The organism is Pseudomonas sp. C11 (genome assembly GCF_034683865.1).
Taxonomy (GTDB): Bacteria; Pseudomonadota; Gammaproteobacteria; order Pseudomonadales; family Pseudomonadaceae; genus Aquipseudomonas.
This window is the reverse complement of the sequence record NZ_JAWIIP010000001.1, coordinates 241,842-259,183: the sequence shown is the minus strand read 5'-3', so window position 1 is coordinate 259,183 and position 17,342 is coordinate 241,842. Positions and strand designations below refer to the sequence as shown.

16 protein-coding genes are annotated in these 17,342 nt (G+C 62.6%); 10 read left to right on the top strand and 6 right to left on the bottom strand.

Going from position 1 to position 17,342, the window contains the following annotated elements:
- The first annotated feature begins 15 nt into the window (after window positions 1-15).
- The 5 genes from VC352_RS01120 (at window position 16) to VC352_RS01100 (ending at window position 3,542) form a co-directional block, all read left to right on the top strand.
- Window positions 16-1,182: a catalase family protein gene (locus VC352_RS01120; protein ID WP_322977738.1), complete on the top strand. Its 1,167-nt coding sequence runs from the start codon at window positions 16-18 to the stop codon at window positions 1,180-1,182.
- 221 nt (window positions 1,183-1,403) lie between these two features.
- Entirely contained in the window at window positions 1,404-1,673 is a 270-nt protein-coding gene (locus VC352_RS01115; RefSeq protein ID WP_322977737.1) for a hypothetical protein, read from the top strand.
- 117 nt (window positions 1,674-1,790) lie between these two features.
- A complete protein-coding gene (locus VC352_RS01110) occupies window positions 1,791-2,792 on the top strand; it encodes a GlxA family transcriptional regulator (RefSeq protein ID WP_322977736.1) in 1,002 nt (333 codons plus the stop codon).
- A gap of 10 nt (window positions 2,793-2,802) precedes the next feature.
- Entirely contained in the window at window positions 2,803-3,039 is a 237-nt protein-coding gene (locus VC352_RS01105; protein WP_322977735.1) for a DUF1272 domain-containing protein, read from the top strand.
- Window positions 3,033-3,542, top strand: coding sequence for an HPP family protein (locus VC352_RS01100; RefSeq protein WP_322977734.1), 510 nt, complete (start codon window positions 3,033-3,035; stop codon window positions 3,540-3,542). The genes VC352_RS01105 and VC352_RS01100 overlap by 7 nt, the downstream gene beginning before the upstream one ends.
- A 58-nt stretch (window positions 3,543-3,600) precedes the next feature.
- Here VC352_RS01100 and nfuA read toward each other — a convergent pair whose 3' ends face one another.
- From nfuA to VC352_RS01085, 3 genes are all read right to left on the bottom strand, one after another.
- On the bottom strand, window positions 3,601-4,185 hold the full coding sequence (gene nfuA, locus VC352_RS01095) for a Fe-S biogenesis protein NfuA (RefSeq protein ID WP_322977733.1): 585 nt from the start codon (window positions 4,183-4,185) through the stop codon (window positions 3,601-3,603).
- Between the two features lie 66 nt (window positions 4,186-4,251).
- The gene (locus VC352_RS01090; RefSeq protein ID WP_322977732.1) at window positions 4,252-5,274 is read right to left on the bottom strand and encodes an acyltransferase; all 1,023 of its coding nucleotides are present in this window, start codon (window positions 5,272-5,274) and stop codon (window positions 4,252-4,254) included.
- Window positions 5,275-5,423: 149 nt separating this feature from the next.
- Window positions 5,424-7,703: a fatty acid cis/trans isomerase gene (locus VC352_RS01085; protein WP_322977731.1), complete on the bottom strand. Its 2,280-nt coding sequence runs from the start codon at window positions 7,701-7,703 to the stop codon at window positions 5,424-5,426.
- A gap of 281 nt (window positions 7,704-7,984) precedes the next feature.
- Between VC352_RS01085 and metH the strand changes: the two genes are divergently transcribed.
- Both metH and osmE read left to right on the top strand, forming a co-directional pair.
- Window positions 7,985-11,704, top strand: a complete 3,720-nt coding sequence (gene metH, locus VC352_RS01080; RefSeq protein WP_322977730.1) for a methionine synthase — start codon at window positions 7,985-7,987, stop codon at window positions 11,702-11,704.
- Window positions 11,705-11,853: 149 nt separating this feature from the next.
- Window positions 11,854-12,186: an osmotically-inducible lipoprotein OsmE gene (osmE, locus tag VC352_RS01075; RefSeq protein WP_322977729.1), complete on the top strand. Its 333-nt coding sequence runs from the start codon at window positions 11,854-11,856 to the stop codon at window positions 12,184-12,186.
- Window positions 12,187-12,391: 205 nt separating this feature from the next.
- On the opposite strand, the gene VC352_RS01070 is transcribed toward osmE, so the two are convergent.
- Window positions 12,392-12,691, bottom strand: a complete 300-nt coding sequence (locus tag VC352_RS01070; RefSeq protein WP_322977728.1) for a DUF1883 domain-containing protein — start codon at window positions 12,689-12,691, stop codon at window positions 12,392-12,394.
- A gap of 138 nt (window positions 12,692-12,829) precedes the next feature.
- Between VC352_RS01070 and VC352_RS01065 the strand changes: the two genes are divergently transcribed.
- From VC352_RS01065 to VC352_RS01055, 3 genes are read left to right on the top strand one after another with little or no spacing between them, the layout of a single operon-like run.
- Window positions 12,830-13,855, top strand: coding sequence for a DUF5924 family protein (locus tag VC352_RS01065; RefSeq protein ID WP_322977727.1), 1,026 nt, complete (start codon window positions 12,830-12,832; stop codon window positions 13,853-13,855).
- 15 nt (window positions 13,856-13,870) lie between these two features.
- Window positions 13,871-14,929: an RNA methyltransferase gene (locus VC352_RS01060; protein ID WP_322977726.1), complete on the top strand. Its 1,059-nt coding sequence runs from the start codon at window positions 13,871-13,873 to the stop codon at window positions 14,927-14,929.
- Window positions 14,930-14,957: 28 nt separating this feature from the next.
- On the top strand, window positions 14,958-15,854 hold the full coding sequence (locus tag VC352_RS01055; protein ID WP_322977725.1) for an alpha/beta hydrolase: 897 nt from the start codon (window positions 14,958-14,960) through the stop codon (window positions 15,852-15,854).
- A gap of 17 nt (window positions 15,855-15,871) precedes the next feature.
- Here the strand turns inward: VC352_RS01055 and VC352_RS01050 are convergent, their stop codons facing one another.
- Both VC352_RS01050 and VC352_RS01045 read right to left on the bottom strand, forming a co-directional pair.
- Window positions 15,872-16,948 (bottom strand): polyamine ABC transporter substrate-binding protein, encoded by a 1,077-nt coding sequence (locus VC352_RS01050; protein ID WP_322977724.1) that lies wholly within the window; start codon window positions 16,946-16,948, stop codon window positions 15,872-15,874.
- A gap of 52 nt (window positions 16,949-17,000) precedes the next feature.
- Window positions 17,001-17,342, bottom strand: coding sequence for a cupin domain-containing protein (locus tag VC352_RS01045; protein ID WP_322977723.1), 342 nt, complete (start codon window positions 17,340-17,342; stop codon window positions 17,001-17,003).

Genomic DNA, 17,342 nt, shown 5'->3' with positions numbered 1-17,342 from the left:
AAAAGGAATGCGCGCATGTTGAAACGTTTCTGGCTCTGGCTCGGTCGCCTGATCGGCAAGCTCGTGTTCTTTTTCGCCGTGGTCGGCATGCTCGGCTGGGGCGCTGGCGAGGCCTACTACGCCTGGAAGTTTTCCGGCCCGGTGTCGAGCGAGGAACAGATCCCACCGAATGAAGCGGCGCTGACCCGCGCGATCATCGAGGATACCGTGCGCGTGGTCGAACAGCACCGCGACAACACCCGTGTACTGCGTGATGCCCACGCCAAGGCTCACGGTTGCGTAAAGGGCGAGGTGCAGGTGCTCGATGATCTGGCCGCCGAGCTGCGCCAGGGCGTGTTCAGCGAACCGGGAAAAACCTGGCAAGCCTGGGTGCGCCTGTCCAACGGCAACGCCTACCCGCAGTTCGACAGTGCGCGCGACGCGCGCGGCATGGCGGTCAAGCTGCTCGACGTGCCTGGCGAAAAACTGATGCCGGGCGCCGCTCATGCAGGGGAACAGGACTTCGTGATGTTCAATCACCCGGTGTTCTTCGTCAGCGATGTGGCCGAATACCGCAGCAACTTCGCCGCCCAGGCCGACGGCAAGAAGGTGCTGGCCTTCTTCCCCAGCTGGGATCCGCGTACCTGGGAAATCCGTCACCTGATCATCGCTCTGAAGACTCTGGCGCCGGCACCGGAGACGCCCGTGGCGACCACCTACAACTCCATCGCGCCTTACAAGCTGGGCCCGCTCAACGTCAAATACCGTGTGGTACCAGCTCCGCAGAACTGCCCGCCCTACCAGTTGCCCGAGCAGAACACCGAGCTGCCGAACTTCCTGCGTAATGCGCTATACCAGCAACTCTCGCTGGATCGCGCTCCGGCGTGCTTCGAGCTGCAGGTGCAAACGCAGAATCCGCAGTACTACATGCCCATCGAAGACACCAGCGTGCAGTGGAGCGAAAAGATCTCGCCGTTCCAGACCGTGGCACGCATCACATTGCCACCTCAGGACTTCGATAGTCGGGAACAGAATCTCTTCTGCGACAATTTGTCCTTCAATCCCTGGCATGCACTTCCGGAACATCGCCCCATTGGCGGAATAAACCGTCTGCGCAAGGCCGTATATGAAGCGGTCAGTGCTTACCGCCATGAGCGCAACGCCGCCCCACAAGCGCAAGCCCCCGCAAGCTCTGGCCTGTAGCCCTGACGCGGCGAAAATGCGCGGGAACTTTTTATCCAAAAAGTTGCCTTTACCGCCGCGCCGAAGTTGTTCGGTGCGGCACTTTTACGCAGTTCTAAAACTTTTTCCGAAAGCATGTGACTTAACGCTTGTGTCAGCTCATCAACAGAACTGACAGGTCAGCTAATTAGCTGCCAGACCACCCTACAAGTTGTTGGGAACTATTCGGAGAAACCGACCCCATGAATGCACCGCTGCGTTTTAATGAAGCCCTGCTGATCGCCGATCGCGCCTTCCAACCCTTTCAATGCGTTGCCTGGTCGCCGCAAGATGGCACCGGCCTGGTGAGCATCAGCGTCATCGACCGCACCAACACCCGCGTACTCGGCCGCACCCAGCTGTCCAGCGCCACTTACAGCGACCCGCAACAACTGGCCAGTGCCCTGACCCACTCCCGCGAAGAACTGCGACGCAAGGGCTTCGACCTGGCTCCCTGGAGCATGCCCGAGTAAACCCTGCCGGGGCGCCATTCGGCGCCCCTAAAAAATTGGCAATATCTGTGGGCTTAATGTCCTTGTTGCCACGCCTGCCCCGGCGCACACTGCCTCCAATTTCCGCGGAGGCTCCAGATGGATGCGCTCAGAACCATTGCCTGCCTGATCTACCCCGACGTGATGAGCCTGGACGTCACGGGGCCGCTGCAGGTCTTCGCCTCCGCCAATGTCGAACGCCAGCGCCAGGGTCTCTCACCCTGCTACCGTCTGTGCCTGCTCGCCGAAGAGGCTGGCCCGGTCGCCACGTCCGCTGGTTTTCAACTCGTCGCCGACCACAGCTGGCGCACCTTCGACAGCACCACGCTGGACACCCTGCTGATTCCCGGCGGACTGGGCGAGGCCGCGCAATGCAGCAATCCGGCGCTATTGGCCTGGCTGCGTGACAGCGAACCGCATATCCGCCGCTTGGGCTCGGTCTGCTCCGGTGCGCTGATCCTCGCCGCCGCCGGCCTGCTCGATGGTCGCCGCGCCACCACCCATTGGGCAGATGCCGAGCGACTGGCGCAGCGGCACCCCAAGATCACCGTTCAGGCCGACTGCCTGCACACCTTCGACGCACAGGACGAGCAGCAGTCGCACCTCTTTACCTCGGCTGGAGTGACCGCCGGCATCGACCTTGCCCTCGCGCTGCTGGAAGCCGATCTGGGTCGACCGATGGCGTTGGCAGTCGCGCGCCGCCTGGTGCTATTCCTGCGCAGGCCAGGTGACCAGGCGCAGTTCAGCTCACTGCTGAGCCCGGAGCCCAGTCGCACCCCCAAGCTGGCCGCCCTGCTGGACTGGATTCCCGCCAATCTGGCAGCAGATCTTTCGCTTCAGCGCCTGGCCGAGCAGGCCTGCATGGCGCCACGCAGCCTGTCACGCGCCTTCGTCGACGAACTGGGCATGGGGCCTGGGCGTTATGTGGAACGTGTACGCCTGGAGGCCGCACGTCTGCTGCTGCATGACGCCCAGGCATCGATCGCCACGGTGGCACGCCTGACTGGCTTCGGGCACGCCGAGAATCTGCGACGCTGCTTTCACAAACACCTGGCCATCAGCCCTCAGGAATATCTGCAACGCTTCGGTCAACGCCACTAGGAAATCACTCATGCTCGAACTGCGCCCCAATTGCGAATGCTGTGATCGCGATCTACCTCCCGACAGCCTGGACGCGCGCATCTGCTCGTTCGAGTGCACTTTCTGCAGCGATTGCGCCGAACATCGGCTTGCTCAACACTGCCCCAACTGTGGTGGCGAGTTGCTGCGACGGCCGATCCGTCCGCACAACAAACTGGCCAACAACCCGGCTTCGACCACTCGCATCAACAGGGCCACGCCATGCTGAAATTTCTGAGCAAACTACGCGGCGATGGGGCAGCGTTGCCGCCTCGAGCGCCGGCTCGCCAGATCGCCCTGGCCTGGCTCGGCGGCTTTTTCGCCATCGGCAGCATCGCGCTCAGCGCCGATCTGCTGTCGGCCAGCCTGCTGCTGGGCTCCTTCGGCGCCTCGTGCGTGCTGGTGTTCGGTTTTCCTGACCTGCCCTTCTCGCAACCGCGCAACGTGCTGCTGGGGCATGTGCTGAGTAGCCTGGTCGGCCTGCTCTGCCTGCATCTGCTGGGGCCAGGGGTGTGGTCACTGGCGATTGCGGTGGGCAGCGCCATCGCCCTGATGATGTTCACCCGCAGCGTGCACCCACCAGCGGGCTCGAACCCGGTGATTATCTTCCTGACGCAACCGGGCTGGAGCTTCCTGCTGTTCCCCACCCTGAGTGGTGCGCTGATCCTGATACTGGTGGCATTGCTGTACAACAACGCCACGCGCCCAGGGCGTTATCCCAAGTACTGGTGAACGCCGGCACAACGAGAAAAGGCGACCCAAGGGTCGCCTTTTTCGCACACGCAAGCCGTCAGTAGTAGGCGTTCTCGCGGTTGCTGTGGTCGGTCACGTCACGCACGCCCTTGAGTTCCGGGATGCGCTCGAGGAGGGTCTTCTCGATGCCTTCCTTGAGGGTGTAGTCGGCCTGGCCACAGCCCTGGCAGCCGCCGCCGAAACGCAGTACGGCGATGCCCTCTTCCACCACATCGACCAGCGATACCTGGCCGCCATGGCTGGCCAGGCCCGGGTTGATCTCGGTCTGCAAGTAGTAGTTGATGCGCTCGTTGAGCGGGCTGTCTTCATTGACCATCGGCACCTTGGCGTTCGGCGCCTTGATGGTCAGTTGGCCACCCATACGGTCAGTCGCGTAATCGACTATGGCGTCTTCGAGAAACGGCTCGCTGACGGCGTCGATCCAGGCAGTGAAGCTGGCCAGACCATGCGGGGTATCCTCCGGCTTCTGCTCGCCCGGCTTACAGTAGGCGATGCAGGTTTCCGCGTAAGGCGTACCCGGCTGGGTGATGAAGATACGAATGCCGATACCCGGAGTGTCCTGCTTGCTCAGCAGCTCGGCCAGGTAATCATGGGCGGCATCGGTAATGGTAATGGTGCTCATGGCAACTCCTCACGGTCATGCGGCGCAGTGTACGCCAAGTGACGCGATGATTATAGTCCTACTAAATTACTCAGGATAAGGCTGCAGCACTCGACGATCTGAACGCGCCTCGACCCAAGCCTTGGCACGAACGAAGAACCGCCGCTCGATCAACTCGTAACTGCCCCAGGCGGCCACTGCAATCAGCGGTATGCACGCAGCGATGACCAGCGCTGGCGCAAGATCCAGGCTGGCCTGCACGTACCAGCCCAGCGACAGGATGATCACGTGTAGCAGGTACACCGAGTAAGAACAGTCACCCATCCGCACCAGCAGGCGATTGTCCTTGAACCAGGGCTCCATGGCGATGCAGGCCGCGACGATCAATGCACTGGGAACGCCCCAATGCAGCAGGCGCATGGAGTTGTCGAAGTGGTAGAGGGTCAGCAACGAGCCGGCGATGACCAGCAACGGCAGCCAGAGGCCCTGACGAATCCAGCCACGGCTGTAGAACACGCCCAGCAGCATGCCAAAAACGAATTCGTAGACGATGCTGTTGCGATAGAAATCGCTCATCCAGGGTTGAGTCGCCAGCCCGCCGAAGACCACCAGGGCGATGACGACGAACGCCAGGCGCAGTCGCTCGGTCAACATGAATGTCAGAGCGAACAGCAGGTAGAAGAACATCTCGTAGTTCAGCGTCCAGCCGACGTTTAGCGTGGGATAGAGGCCGAAGCCGCCAGGATTTTCGGCCGGAATGAACAACAGCGAAAGCAACAGATGGTGCAGATCGAACGCCTGTACGGGCATCACCGGGTTGGCGAAGGCGATGATCGCGGCGGCGATCAGTGAGTACAGCCAATAGGCGGGAACGATGCGCAGTACACGGTTGAGCATGAAGCGCCAAGGCGTGATGGCCTTGCCCTGAGTGGAGAGATAGATCACCAGCCCGCTGATGACGAAGAAGATGTCGACGCCAACGGCGCCTCGCTCGGCGAACAGCCGCCCGATGAAACTGTCAGCCTGAAAATTGAAGAACACCTGCATGACATGGTGAAAGACCACGACCCAGGCTGCCAATGCGCGCAACGCCTGTACTGAAACCAGCATGGAAACGCCGTTCCCCCTCTCGTTGAAGTTGTCACGAGACTGCCTGCAAGCAGGCAACCACAGCGTCCGACCGCTGTGGCTAGAGAAAGGTCGACGAAACCCGACGAGCGTCGGCAGCAGCACAACGCCACTGCCGACTGCCAATGACTTTACAGGTTCTCGTAGCGGTTCATGTCCAAGACGCCGGCTTCGATGGGCTGGGTTTCCCGAATGCGCGCGCTCAGGTCATGAAAATAGAACCAGAACTGCGGATGACTGCGGCGAATGCCCCAGCGTTGCGTGATGGCTTCGAAGCCCTTGGCGTCGCTCACCTGTTGCATCTGGCCGACGAAATCCTCGACTTCACTCGCCTTGAGGTTGAAGAGGAAGTTCGGATAGCTGCTCAGCACTTCCGGGTAGACCGTCAGGGTGTCCAGACCCGGCTGATAGCGCAGTTCCTCACCGAGCATGAAAGCCACGTTGCTGTGCGCGCGGTTGCGCAGCAGGCTGTAGATCTCACGCGAACCATCGGCGAATTCGACCCGCACCATCGTCGCCTCAGGCATCTGTTCGATCACCTTGAGTCCCGCTGCCGGACGACTGGCCAGGCGGCTGAGACTCTGCTCGACATCGCGCTGCTCAGCCTTGAGCCCTTCACGGTAGCAGCGACCGTTACTGCAGCGGTTGATCGGATCAGGCCGCGCATCGAGGCTGGCATAGCGGCTGAGCAATTGGCTGGCGAAGCTGCGCTTGGCATCCGGGCCGGGCAGATACAGAGCGCTCGGGGTGCGATGGTCGATGTGGGTGTAATCGAGCCACATCTTCAGCTTGCCGCTGTTCTGGTACCAATCGTCCAGATAGGCCTGGCGCGATTCGGCGGGCAACAGACGGAGGAAATTGACCTCGGCGCCATTGCGGATCAGGTCGAAGTACAGGCGCGTCTGCGCCTGGTGGGAGACATTGCCGAACACATCGAAGTTGACCACCAGTTGGTAGTAGGTGCGTTCCAGCAAGGGGTAGTCCAACAGCCAGAGGGTCTGCGGAATCTCGCCCAGCAGGCCTTTGCGCACCGAGGCGCTGTCATGCTGACGGAAGATCGACAACAGTGCGTTGTCGTTGCCCGTCCAGATCGTCGACCAGCCCGGCAGCGGTGCATCGGCATAGGTATCGCGGCGCAGGTCTTCGTATTCGTTGCGCTTGTCGCGGTAGTTGCGCCACAGCCCCAGCAGATCGCCGATGTCGTCGAACTGCCCGGGCATCGCCAACAGCGGCGTAGCCTGCTCGCGATACTCGGCATCGGTGATATAGAGGTCATGGGCCGGATCCTGGAACAGCGCCCAGAAGTTGTCGCGGATCACGTCGGTGGCGATCTGCCCACGGCACACGGGGCCACGGATGAAGGTGCGGACGAAATACTCGGCGTTATCCAGCATGAACTGATAGCGCGCCTGTGCCGGTATGGCAGCGAAGGTCTCGAACGGATTGGCGCGGCGCTGGGCGCCATAGCCGGGCACGGCATCGACCGTCCAGTCGCTGGCGAAGAACAGCTGGCGTACGCGTTCGAGCTGCTTGTTGCCAATCGGGTAGGTGATGTGGGTCTTGTGCACGATCACACCCTGGATCGGCCACAGGCGGTAATAGAAGGTCGTGCCTGGATCGTCATTGGGGCGGCGGGTGGCGATCGGGTCGATGGGCTGACCACTGGGCGTGCGCGAACGCACCATCTGGAAGAAATGACGCTGATCCCCACCCTCGATATACAGATGCGCGAGGAACAGGTGCTCGTAGATCCAGCGCGACACCAGGTTCTCGCGCGCACCCGGTGCATTGAGGAAACGCTCCCACGCCTCCACCTGGCTGAGTTCGGCAGCCGTTGGCGTGATGGCCTGCTCTTGTACAGGAGCGCCCTGCTGCAGCCATTGGCTCAGGGTGGCGTATTCGCCATCGGTCAGCCCGGTCACGGCGAACGGCATGCCGCCGTGCGGGTTCTTGCTGGCGTACTCGGCGAACTCCCCCGGCAGCGGGCAGGTGTTGCTGCGGGTGATGGCGATATCCAGATCCTCCGGCAGCTTGGCGTTGGCCGGTAACGGATTGCTCCGCCCCAACTCCAACATGCGCGCGATCAGCGCGGCCTGGCCGCCCTGCGCATCGAGTACGGAATGGAAATCCCGCCGGCGCCAGGCCGCCTCGCCGTGCGCGTCATAGTAAAGGCGAGTGGTCGCCTGCGCCTCGGTACGCGTGCCGTCATACACCAGTTGCTTGCTGGCGCCCCGCAGTGCGCCTTCACCACTGCCCAGGTTGAGCTGGCAGGGTGCGTCGTAGCAGGTATGGCAGGCCACGCACTTCTGCGTGAGGATCGGCTGCACGTCATCGACATAGGAAATGGCGGCGGCGCGCACGCCCAGAGAAGCCAACAGCAGCGCGAAGGCGAGCAACAAGCGGGTGGGCATGGAATGGCATCCGGAATCGATGAGAGCGCAGATTCTACCGGTAACGACGTTCATTGATAGCGCGATACGTGCCACGAAGGCCCTGAAAGAGATTCACGCACCCGCCGAATTGCGCGCGCGCCCAGGTCACACGCTACCTGGCGCAGCCCCGCAATCCACTGCCCTGGCGACCTACCCCGCGAGCAACATGAATGAAATTCATGGAAACCCAGCATGCGTCCGAAAGCCCTGCATCCTTGCTATGATTTGCGCCCTTTTTCTCCAGGCCAGACAGGTTGCCCATGTCCACGCTCCCCGATCGCAGCGCCCGACTGCATGCCCTCCAACAAGCCCTCAAGGAACGCATCCTGATCCTCGATGGCGGCATGGGCACCATGATCCAGAGCTACAAGCTGGAAGAGGCCGACTATCGCGGCGCGCGTTTTGCCGACTGGCCGAGTGACGTCAAGGGCAACAACGACCTGCTGTTGCTGACTCAGCCGCAGATCATCGCCGAGATCGAGAAAGCCTACCTGGATGCCGGCGCCGATATCCTGGAAACCAACACTTTCAACGCCACCCGCGTGTCGCAGGCCGACTACGACATGGAGGAGCTGGTTTACGAGCTGAACGTCGCTGGCGCCCGCGTGGCCCGTGAAGTGGCAGACGCCAAGACCCTGGAAACCCCGGATCGCCCGCGTTTCGTAGCGGGCGTGCTTGGCCCGACCAGCCGCACCTGCTCGATCTCCCCGGACGTCAACGACCCTGGCTACCGCAACGTCACTTTCGACGAGTTGGTGGAGAACTACACCGAAGCCACTCGCGGCCTGATCGAAGGCGGCGCCGACCTGATCCTGATCGAAACCATCTTCGACACCTTGAACGCCAAGGCGGCGATCTTCGCCGTGCAGCAGGTGTTCGACGAGGACGGTGTCGAACTGCCGATCATGATCTCCGGCACCATCACCGACGCCTCCGGCCGCACCCTCTCGGGCCAGACCACCGAAGCGTTCTGGAACTCGGTGGCGCACGCCAAGCCGATTTCCGTGGGCTTGAACTGCGCCCTTGGCGCCGCCGACCTGCGTCCGTACCTGGAAGAGCTGTCGAATAAAGCCGGCACCCATGTGTCCGCCCACCCCAACGCCGGCCTGCCCAACGCCTTCGGTGAATACGACGAAACCCCGGCAGAAATGGCCGCAGTGGTCGAAGAATTCGCCGCCAGCGGCTTTCTCAACATCATCGGCGGCTGCTGCGGCACCACGCCGGGGCATATCCAGGCCATCGCCGAAGCGGTCGCCAAGTATCAGCCGCGCCCGATTCCGGAGATTCCCAAGGCCTGTCGCCTGTCCGGCCTGGAGCCGTTCACCATCGATCGTCAGTCGTTGTTCGTCAACGTCGGCGAGCGCACCAACATCACCGGCTCGGCCAAGTTCGCCCGGCTGATCCGCGAGGAGAACTACACCGAGGCCCTGGAAGTCGCCCTACAGCAGGTGGAAGCCGGCGCCCAGGTGATCGACATCAACATGGACGAGGGCATGCTCGACTCCAAGGCGGCCATGGTCAGGTTCCTCAACCTGATTGCCGGTGAGCCGGACATCTCCCGCGTGCCGATCATGATCGACTCCTCCAAGTGGGAAGTGATCGAGGCGGGCCTCAAGTGCATCCAGGGCAAGGGCATCGTCAACTCGATCTCCATGAAGGAAGGCGTCGAGCAGTTCAAGCACCACGCCAAGCTGTGCAAGCGCTATGGCGCCGCCGTGGTGGTGATGGCCTTCGACGAAGTCGGCCAGGCCGACACCGCCGCGCGCAAGAAGGAAATCTGCCAGCGCAGCTACGACATCCTGGTCAACGAAGTGGGCTTCCCGCCGGAAGACATCATCTTCGACCCGAACATCTTCGCCGTCGCCACCGGCATCGAGGAACACAACAACTACGCCGTCGACTTCATCGAAGCCTGCGCCTATATCCGCGACAACCTGCCGTTCGCCCTGTCCAGCGGCGGCGTGTCCAACGTGTCGTTCTCCTTCCGTGGCAACAACCCGGTGCGCGAAGCGATCCACTCGGTGTTCCTCTACTACGCGATCAAGAACGGCCTGACCATGGGCATCGTCAACGCCGGCCAGCTGGAAATCTACGACGAGATTCCCAAGGAGCTACGCGACGCGGTCGAGGACGTGGTGCTCAACCGTAACGACGGCGCTACCGAGGCGCTGCTGGCCATCGCCGACAAGTACAAGGGCGACGGCGCCGCCAAGGAAGTCGAGAACGAAGAGTGGCGTTCGCTGCCGGTAGGCAAGCGCCTGGAACACGCGCTGGTCAAGGGCATCACCGCCTTTATCGTCGAGGACACCGAAGAGTGCCGCCAGCAATGCGCGCGCCCCATCGAGGTCATCGAAGGCCCGCTGATGAGCGGCATGAACGTGGTCGGCGACCTGTTCGGCTCGGGCAAGATGTTCCTGCCCCAGGTGGTCAAGTCCGCTCGCGTGATGAAACAGGCCGTGGCGCACCTGATCCCCTTCATCGAAGCCGAGAAAGGCGACAAGCCGGAAGCCAAGGGCAAGATCCTCATGGCCACCGTGAAAGGCGACGTGCACGACATCGGCAAGAACATCGTCGGTGTGGTGCTGGGCTGTAATGGCTACGACATCGTCGACCTGGGCGTGATGGTGCCGGCGGAGAAGATCCTGCAGACCGCCATCGCCGAGAAGTGCGACATCATCGGCCTGTCCGGGCTGATCACCCCGTCGCTGGACGAGATGGTGCATGTGGCCAAGGAAATGCAGCGCCAGGGCTTCCACCTGCCGCTGATGATCGGCGGCGCCACCACCTCCAAGGCGCACACGGCGGTGAAGATCGATCCGCAGTACAGCAACGATGCCGTGGTTTACGTCACCGACGCTTCGCGCGCCGTGGGTGTGGCCACCCAGTTGCTGTCCAAGGAGCTCAAGGCCGACTTCGTGCAGAAGACCCGCGACGAATACGTAGTGGTACGCGAACGCACCGCCGCCCGTGCGACCCGCACCGAGCGCCTGAGCTACGACAACGCTATCGCCAACAAGCCGGCCTTCGACTGGAACGGCTATGTCGCGCCCAAACCGAGCTTCACCGGCGCACAAGTGCTGGACGATATCGACCTCAACGTGCTGGCCGAGTACATCGACTGGACGCCGTTCTTCATCTCCTGGGATCTGGCCGGCAAATACCCGCGCATTCTCACTGACGAGATCGTCGGCGAAGCGGCCACCAGCCTGTTCAACGATGCCCAGGCGATGCTGCGCAAGCTGATCGACGAAAAACTGATCAAGGCCCGCGCCGTATTCGGCTTCTGGCCGGCCAATCAGGTGCGTGACGACGATATCGAAGTCTACGGCGACAACGGCGAACAGCTCGCCACCCTGCACCACCTGCGCCAGCAGACCATCAAGCCGGACGGCAAGCCGAATCTGTCCCTGGCCGACTTCGTTGCGCCGAAAGACAGCGGCGTGACCGACTATGTCGGCGGTTTCATCACCACCGCCGGCATCGGCGCCGAGGAAGTCGCCAAGGCCTACGAGGCCAAGGGCGACGACTACAACTCGATCATGGTCAAGGCCCTGGCCGACCGCCTCGCCGAAGCCTGCGCCGAATGGCTGCACGAGCGCGTGCGCAAGGACTACTGGGGTTATGCGAAGGACGAGCAACTGGACAACGACGCGTTGATCCGCGAGCAGTACAAGGGCATCCGCCCGGCACCCGGCTACCCGGCCTGCCCGGATCACACCGAGAAAGGCACGCTGTTCAAACTGCTCGACCCCGAAGCGGACTACAACAAGGCGGGCCGCAGCGGCGTGTTCCTTACCGAGCACTACGCCATGTTCCCGGCGGCCGCCGTATCCGGTTGGTACTTCGCTCACCCCGAGGCGCAGTATTTTGCCGTCGGCAAGGTCGACAAGGATCAGATCGAAAGCTACACAGCGCGCAAGGGCCAGGACATCGCCGTCAGCGAACGCTGGCTGGCGCCGAATCTCGGTTACGACGACTGATGCAAACGAGCCCGCGAAAGCGGGCTCTTTTCATTCATAGGCATGTACACGAGGTGATTCGCGCCGATCATCGAAAAACGCGAACTCCGCACACGAACTCTGCTCCAACGACTGTCGAGCCATCTCGGCTCATTCGACGGAGCGATGACATGTACAAACGCAGCCTTGCAGTGCTGACCGTGGCGGCCGTGATGAGCGGTTGCTCGACGATAGAGAACCCGGTCGACTACGTGACCTTCCGCAACGAGCCGCTGGTCAAGCAGGTCGACCACGGCATGAGCAAGGAACAGGTGCTCACCCTCGGCGGCCCACCCTCCTCGGAAGTGCACAACAACGTCAGCGGCGGCACCTGCAACAACTACGTGCTGAATGTCGACGGCCTGGAGCAGCCCTACTACGTGGACTTCGATGTCAACGGCCGGGTCGACAGCAAGGGTTTCATGAGCTGCGCACAGCACCAGGACAACCAGCGCCGTCTGTGACAGCCAGCCGCCCGGCCGAAAGACAGCCGGGCGGCTGCAGTTAGAAGATCAGCTTGAACAGGCCAATCACCACGATCAGGCCAATGATGAAGATGATGCCAACGGTACCGACGAGAAACTTCAGCATGGAGCGCTCCTTGTTTGTCAGGTTCACACAGGTGTGACCTGTCCAGGCGCGCCAGGGTTTAGAGTTTTTGCCCCTCGGTCAGATACCCTCGCGCCGCTGACGCTTGATGGTGATGCTGTACTCGAGTTGTGGCTTGCGCGTCACGCTCACCGCTTTCCGACTCACGGTATCCAGGGTGATGTTCCAGAAACCACTGGAAGGCACGCGGATCTTCGCCGGGAACTTGATGAAGGCGCCGCCGTGGTAGGTATGCCGGCCACGGTTTCTGAAGGCGCGGAAGTTGGCATCGTTCATCAGGCGGATATTGCAGGGCTGCGAACACTGGATGACCACCAGATCGCCCTCTTCCAGTTGCTCGCGTTGATGGATGAATTTCATCGATTCGGACTCGGTGGTGAAACGGGGGCGCAATAGTGCCGCAAGCGGCGCAGCATCGCCAGCACGAGCGACGAGCCGCTTGCACCCAACGCGCCAGCTGCCTAGCATGCGCGCCCAGTTCATCTGCGTTCGATCCCCATGAAAGCCCTGCTCGCCAAGATCCCCACCCTGCTCGCCTGGCTCCACCGTTATCCGGGGCTGATCGCCATTTTCGGCTTCTGTTCGGGCGTCGCCAGCTTCCTCCTGGTGGATCGCCAGGCGCACCTGGCCAAGGTACTCGGGCTGGTTCTGCTGCTCAGTTGGGTCTGGCTGATACTGGAAAACCTGCTGCGTGAGCGCATCGCTCGACGCTTCGGTTTCGAGCTGCCATTGCCGCTGCTACGCTACGCCACCCAGGTGATCCACCAGGAAAGCCTGTTCTTCGTCCTGCCGTTCTTCTTCATCACCACCACCTGGAACAGCGGGCAGCTGCTGTTCAGTGGCCTGCTGGCAGCGGCCGCGCTGGCCTCGATCACCGACCCCATCTACTACCGCTGGCTGGCACCGCGCCGCTGGCTGTTGCTGAGCTTCCACACCCTGACGCTGTTCGCGGTAATGCTCACCGCGCTGCCGATCATCTTCCATCTGAGCACACCGCAGAGTTACGGCATCTCGCTGGCACTGGCGACCCTGCTGGCGCTCCCCAGCCTGGCGGGCGTGATCGGCTTCAGCGGCTGGCGCCGTGTGCTCGCCTTTACCCTGCTGCCGCTGGTACTGGCCGCCGGCGGCTGGATGGCGCGCGTCTGGGTACCGCCTGCGACGCTGTGGCTGAACGAAGTGGCCATCAGCGATCGCTTCGACGGCCAGTTGCGCACGCCGGGGGAACAGCTGGAAAGCGTAACTCTGGCGCAATTGCAGGACGACGGCCTGTACGCCTACACGGCGATCAATGCGCCTCGCGGGCTCAACGAGCGCATCTACCATGTCTGGCGCCACAACGGACGCGAGGTCGACCGCATCGCCCTGGATATCCATGGTGGGCGCAAGCAGGGTTACCGCGCCTGGACGCACAAGCTGCGCTTCCCCTCGGACGCTGCAGGCCAGTGGCAGGTACAGGTGGTCACGGAGGCTGGGCAGATGATCGGTGTGCTGCGCTTCGACGTGGTCGACACCCCGGCCAAGTGATAGCATCCGCGCCCCATGCAGCTCTCCGATATCACCCAACGCCTCGCCGACCTCGGCGCCAAACCCCAGCACATCGGGCGCATCACCCGTGCCTGGCTGCAGGGCAAGCCGCTGGACACCGGCACCAAGCACCAGAAAACCGAGAATTTCCTGCCGCTGACGGTGCGTGAGGCACTGCCGGCGCTGGCGGCTGATCTTGATGGCCTGGCCCGCCTGCGTTCCGAACACCCGGGAGCCGACGGCTCGGCGCGCCTGCTGGTGGAACTGGCCGACAAGCAGATGGTGGAAAGCGTGCTGCTGCCGCGCGACGGCCTGTGCATCTCCAGCCAGGTCGGTTGCGCCGTCGGTTGCGTATTCTGCATGACCGGCAAGAGCGGCCTGCTGCGCCAGCTCAGCAGCGCCGAGATGGTCGCCCAGGTCGCTCTGGGCCGACGCTTCCGCCCGGTGAAGAAAGTGGTGTTCATGGGCATGGGCGAGCCGGCGCACAACCTCGACAACGTGCTGGAGGCCATCGACCTGCTCGGCACCGAGGGCGGCATCGGCCAACGCAATCTGGTGTTCTCCACGGTCGGCGACCCGCGCGTATTCGAGCGCCTGCCACAGCAGCGTGTACGTCCGGCACTGGCCCTGTCGCTGCATACCACAGATGCCGAACTGCGCCAGCGTTTGCTGCCGAAGGCGCCGCGTATCGACCCCGAGGAACTGATAGAGCTGGGCGAGGCCTATGCCCGCACCATCGACTACCCCATCCAGTACCAGTGGACGCTGCTCAAGGGCATCAACGACAGCCAGGAGGAGATGGATAACATCCTGCGCCTGTTCAAAGGCAAGTTCGCCGTGCTCAACCTGATCCCCTACAACAGCCTGGAAGCGGACGATTATCAGCGCCCGGATGGCGAGCGTATCGTCGAGATGGTGCGCTACTTGCACAGCCGTGGCGTACTGACCAAGGTGCGCAACTCAGCGGGCCAGGATGTCGATGGAGGCTGCGGACAATTGCGCGCCCGCGCCACGGAATTGATCAAGGTTCGTAATCTGGATCGCAAATCGCCGAGCCGCCCTGCACTAACATGAGGCCTGGCGTTCTCTGAAGGAGTGCTCCATGCCCCGCTTTCCCGCTTTGCTCATCCTCGCCTCGCTGTGCCTGCCCATCGTCAGTCAGGCCGGAGTCCTGCGCGATAAACTCCAGGAACGCCGCGAAGCACGCGCCGAGCAACAACTGCTCGGCGAGCTACCGGCCGGCAGCCGCATCCTGCACGAGCAAACCTACGGCACAGATCCACGACAGGTTTTCGACGTTTACCTGCCGCCTAATGCGCAAACCGCACCCATTCTGTTCATGGTGCACGGTGGCGGCTGGTACACCGGCGACAAGGCCCGCGACGCGGTGATCGAGAACAAGGCCCGACACTGGCTAGGCAAGGGCTACATCCTGGTATCGAGCAACTACCGCCTGCTACCGGATGCCGACCCGCTGACCCAGGCCAGTGACGTGGCGCAGGCCATAACAGCCGTGCAACGCCAGGCCCGTGGCTGGGGCGGCGATCCGGCGCGCCTGGTGCTCATGGGCCATTCCGCCGGCGCTCACCTGGTCTCATTGCTGAGCAGCGACCCGCAACTGGCACCCGGGGTGTCGCCTTCTTGGCTCGGCACCGTCGCCCTGGACAGCGCCGCCTTCGACGTGCCGGCCGTGATGCAGGGTCGCCATCTGCCGCTGTACGACCGCGCCTTCGGCAAGGACAACAGCTACTGGCAGAAAGCCTCGCCGCTACATGTCCTGCGCAAGGACGCCCGCCCGCTGCTGGCCGTCTGCTCGACCCGGCGCAGCGACGCCTGCCCGCAGGCCGACGCCTATGCGGACAAGGCGCGCCAGCTGGGTGTGACGGTCAGCGTGGTGCGCGAGGATCGCTCGCACGGCGAGATCAACGCGGATCTCGGGGCCGATCCGACCTACACGGCGCGAGTCGATAGCTTCCTGAACACGCTCGGCCTGCCCTGAGGCAGGCCGAGCGTCCTTCACACGCCGCTCTTGACCTTGCTCCAGATACGCGTGCGCAGCCGGTCGATCTGTAGCGGCATGGCCTCCAGCGTGTACAGCTTGTCCATCACCGACTCCGGCGGGTACACGGTGGGATCGGCTTTCAGGGCCGGATCGACCAGGGCGTCGGCCTTGGCATTGCCGTTGGCGTACTTCACATGGTTGCTGATGGCCGCCATCACCTCGGGCTGCAGCAGGTAGTTCATGAAGGCATAGGCGCCCTCCTCGTTACCCGCATCGGCCGGCATGGCCACCATATCGAACCAGATTGGCGCGCCTTCCTTGGGAATCTCGTACTGGATCTTCACGCCGTTGCCCGCCTCGGCCGCGCGCGCACCGGCCTGCATGATGTCGCCGGAGAAGCCGACCGCCATGCAAATCTCGCCATTGGCCAGGTCGCCAACGTACTTGGAAGAATGGAAATACCGCACGTTCTTGCGCATCTCCATCAGCAGCGCTTCGGCGCGCTTGTAGTCTTCGGGGTTCTTGCTGTGGTGCGGCAGCCCCAGATGATGCAGGGCGATCGGCAGCATTTCCGGGCCATTGTCGAGGATCGCCACGCCGCACTGGCTCAGTTTGGCCAGTTTGGCCGGGTCGAACAGCACATCCCAGCTGTCCATGGCCACGTCATCGCCCAGCACCGCTCGCACCTTGTCGACGTTGTAGCCGATGCCAGTACTGCCCCAGAGGTAGGGGAAACCGTGTGCGTTGCCCGGATCGTTCACTTCCAGTGCCTTCATCAGCACCGGGTTGAGGTTGTTCCAGTTGGGCAACTTGCTGCGGTCGAGGGCCTTCAGTGCGCCGCCCTGGATCTGCCGGGCCATGAAGTGGTTGGAGGGGAACACCACGTCATAGCCGGAGCGGCCAGCCATCAGCTTGGCATCCAGGGTCTCGTTGCTGTCGTAAACGTCGTAGTGGGTCTTCAGACCGCTGGCCTGCTCAAACTGCTTGAGGGTGTCCGGGGCGATGTAGTCAGTCCAGTTATAGATGCGCACACTGTCAGCGGCATGGGCGGTGCCGGCCAGCAGCAGGCACGGAAGAAGTTTCTTCAGCATGGGAATACCTCGTTGAGTTGTTGTTCTAGGCAGTCACTGAAAAGGTGCTGATTCAGAAGATCAGCACATAGGTCTTGCGCACCGTTTCTTGTATGTCCCAGATGCCGGTGGTGTTGGCCGGCATCATCAGCGCGTCACCGGCGCAAATTTCGATAGGCTCACCGCCGTCGGGAGTGAAGGTGCAACGCCCGGCGACGAAGTGGCAGAACTCCTGCTGCACGATCTGCCGGCGCCAACGCCCCGGCGTGCATTCCCAGACACCGGTTTCCACGCCATCGCTGCGCTCGACGCTGGTGGTCGAAGTGACGGCCAGCGGCTCGCCCAGCGGGACAGCCACCGGATTGGAATCCTCCAGGGCGATCTCTGGTGTGTTACGGAAGTGAGTGATGTTCAT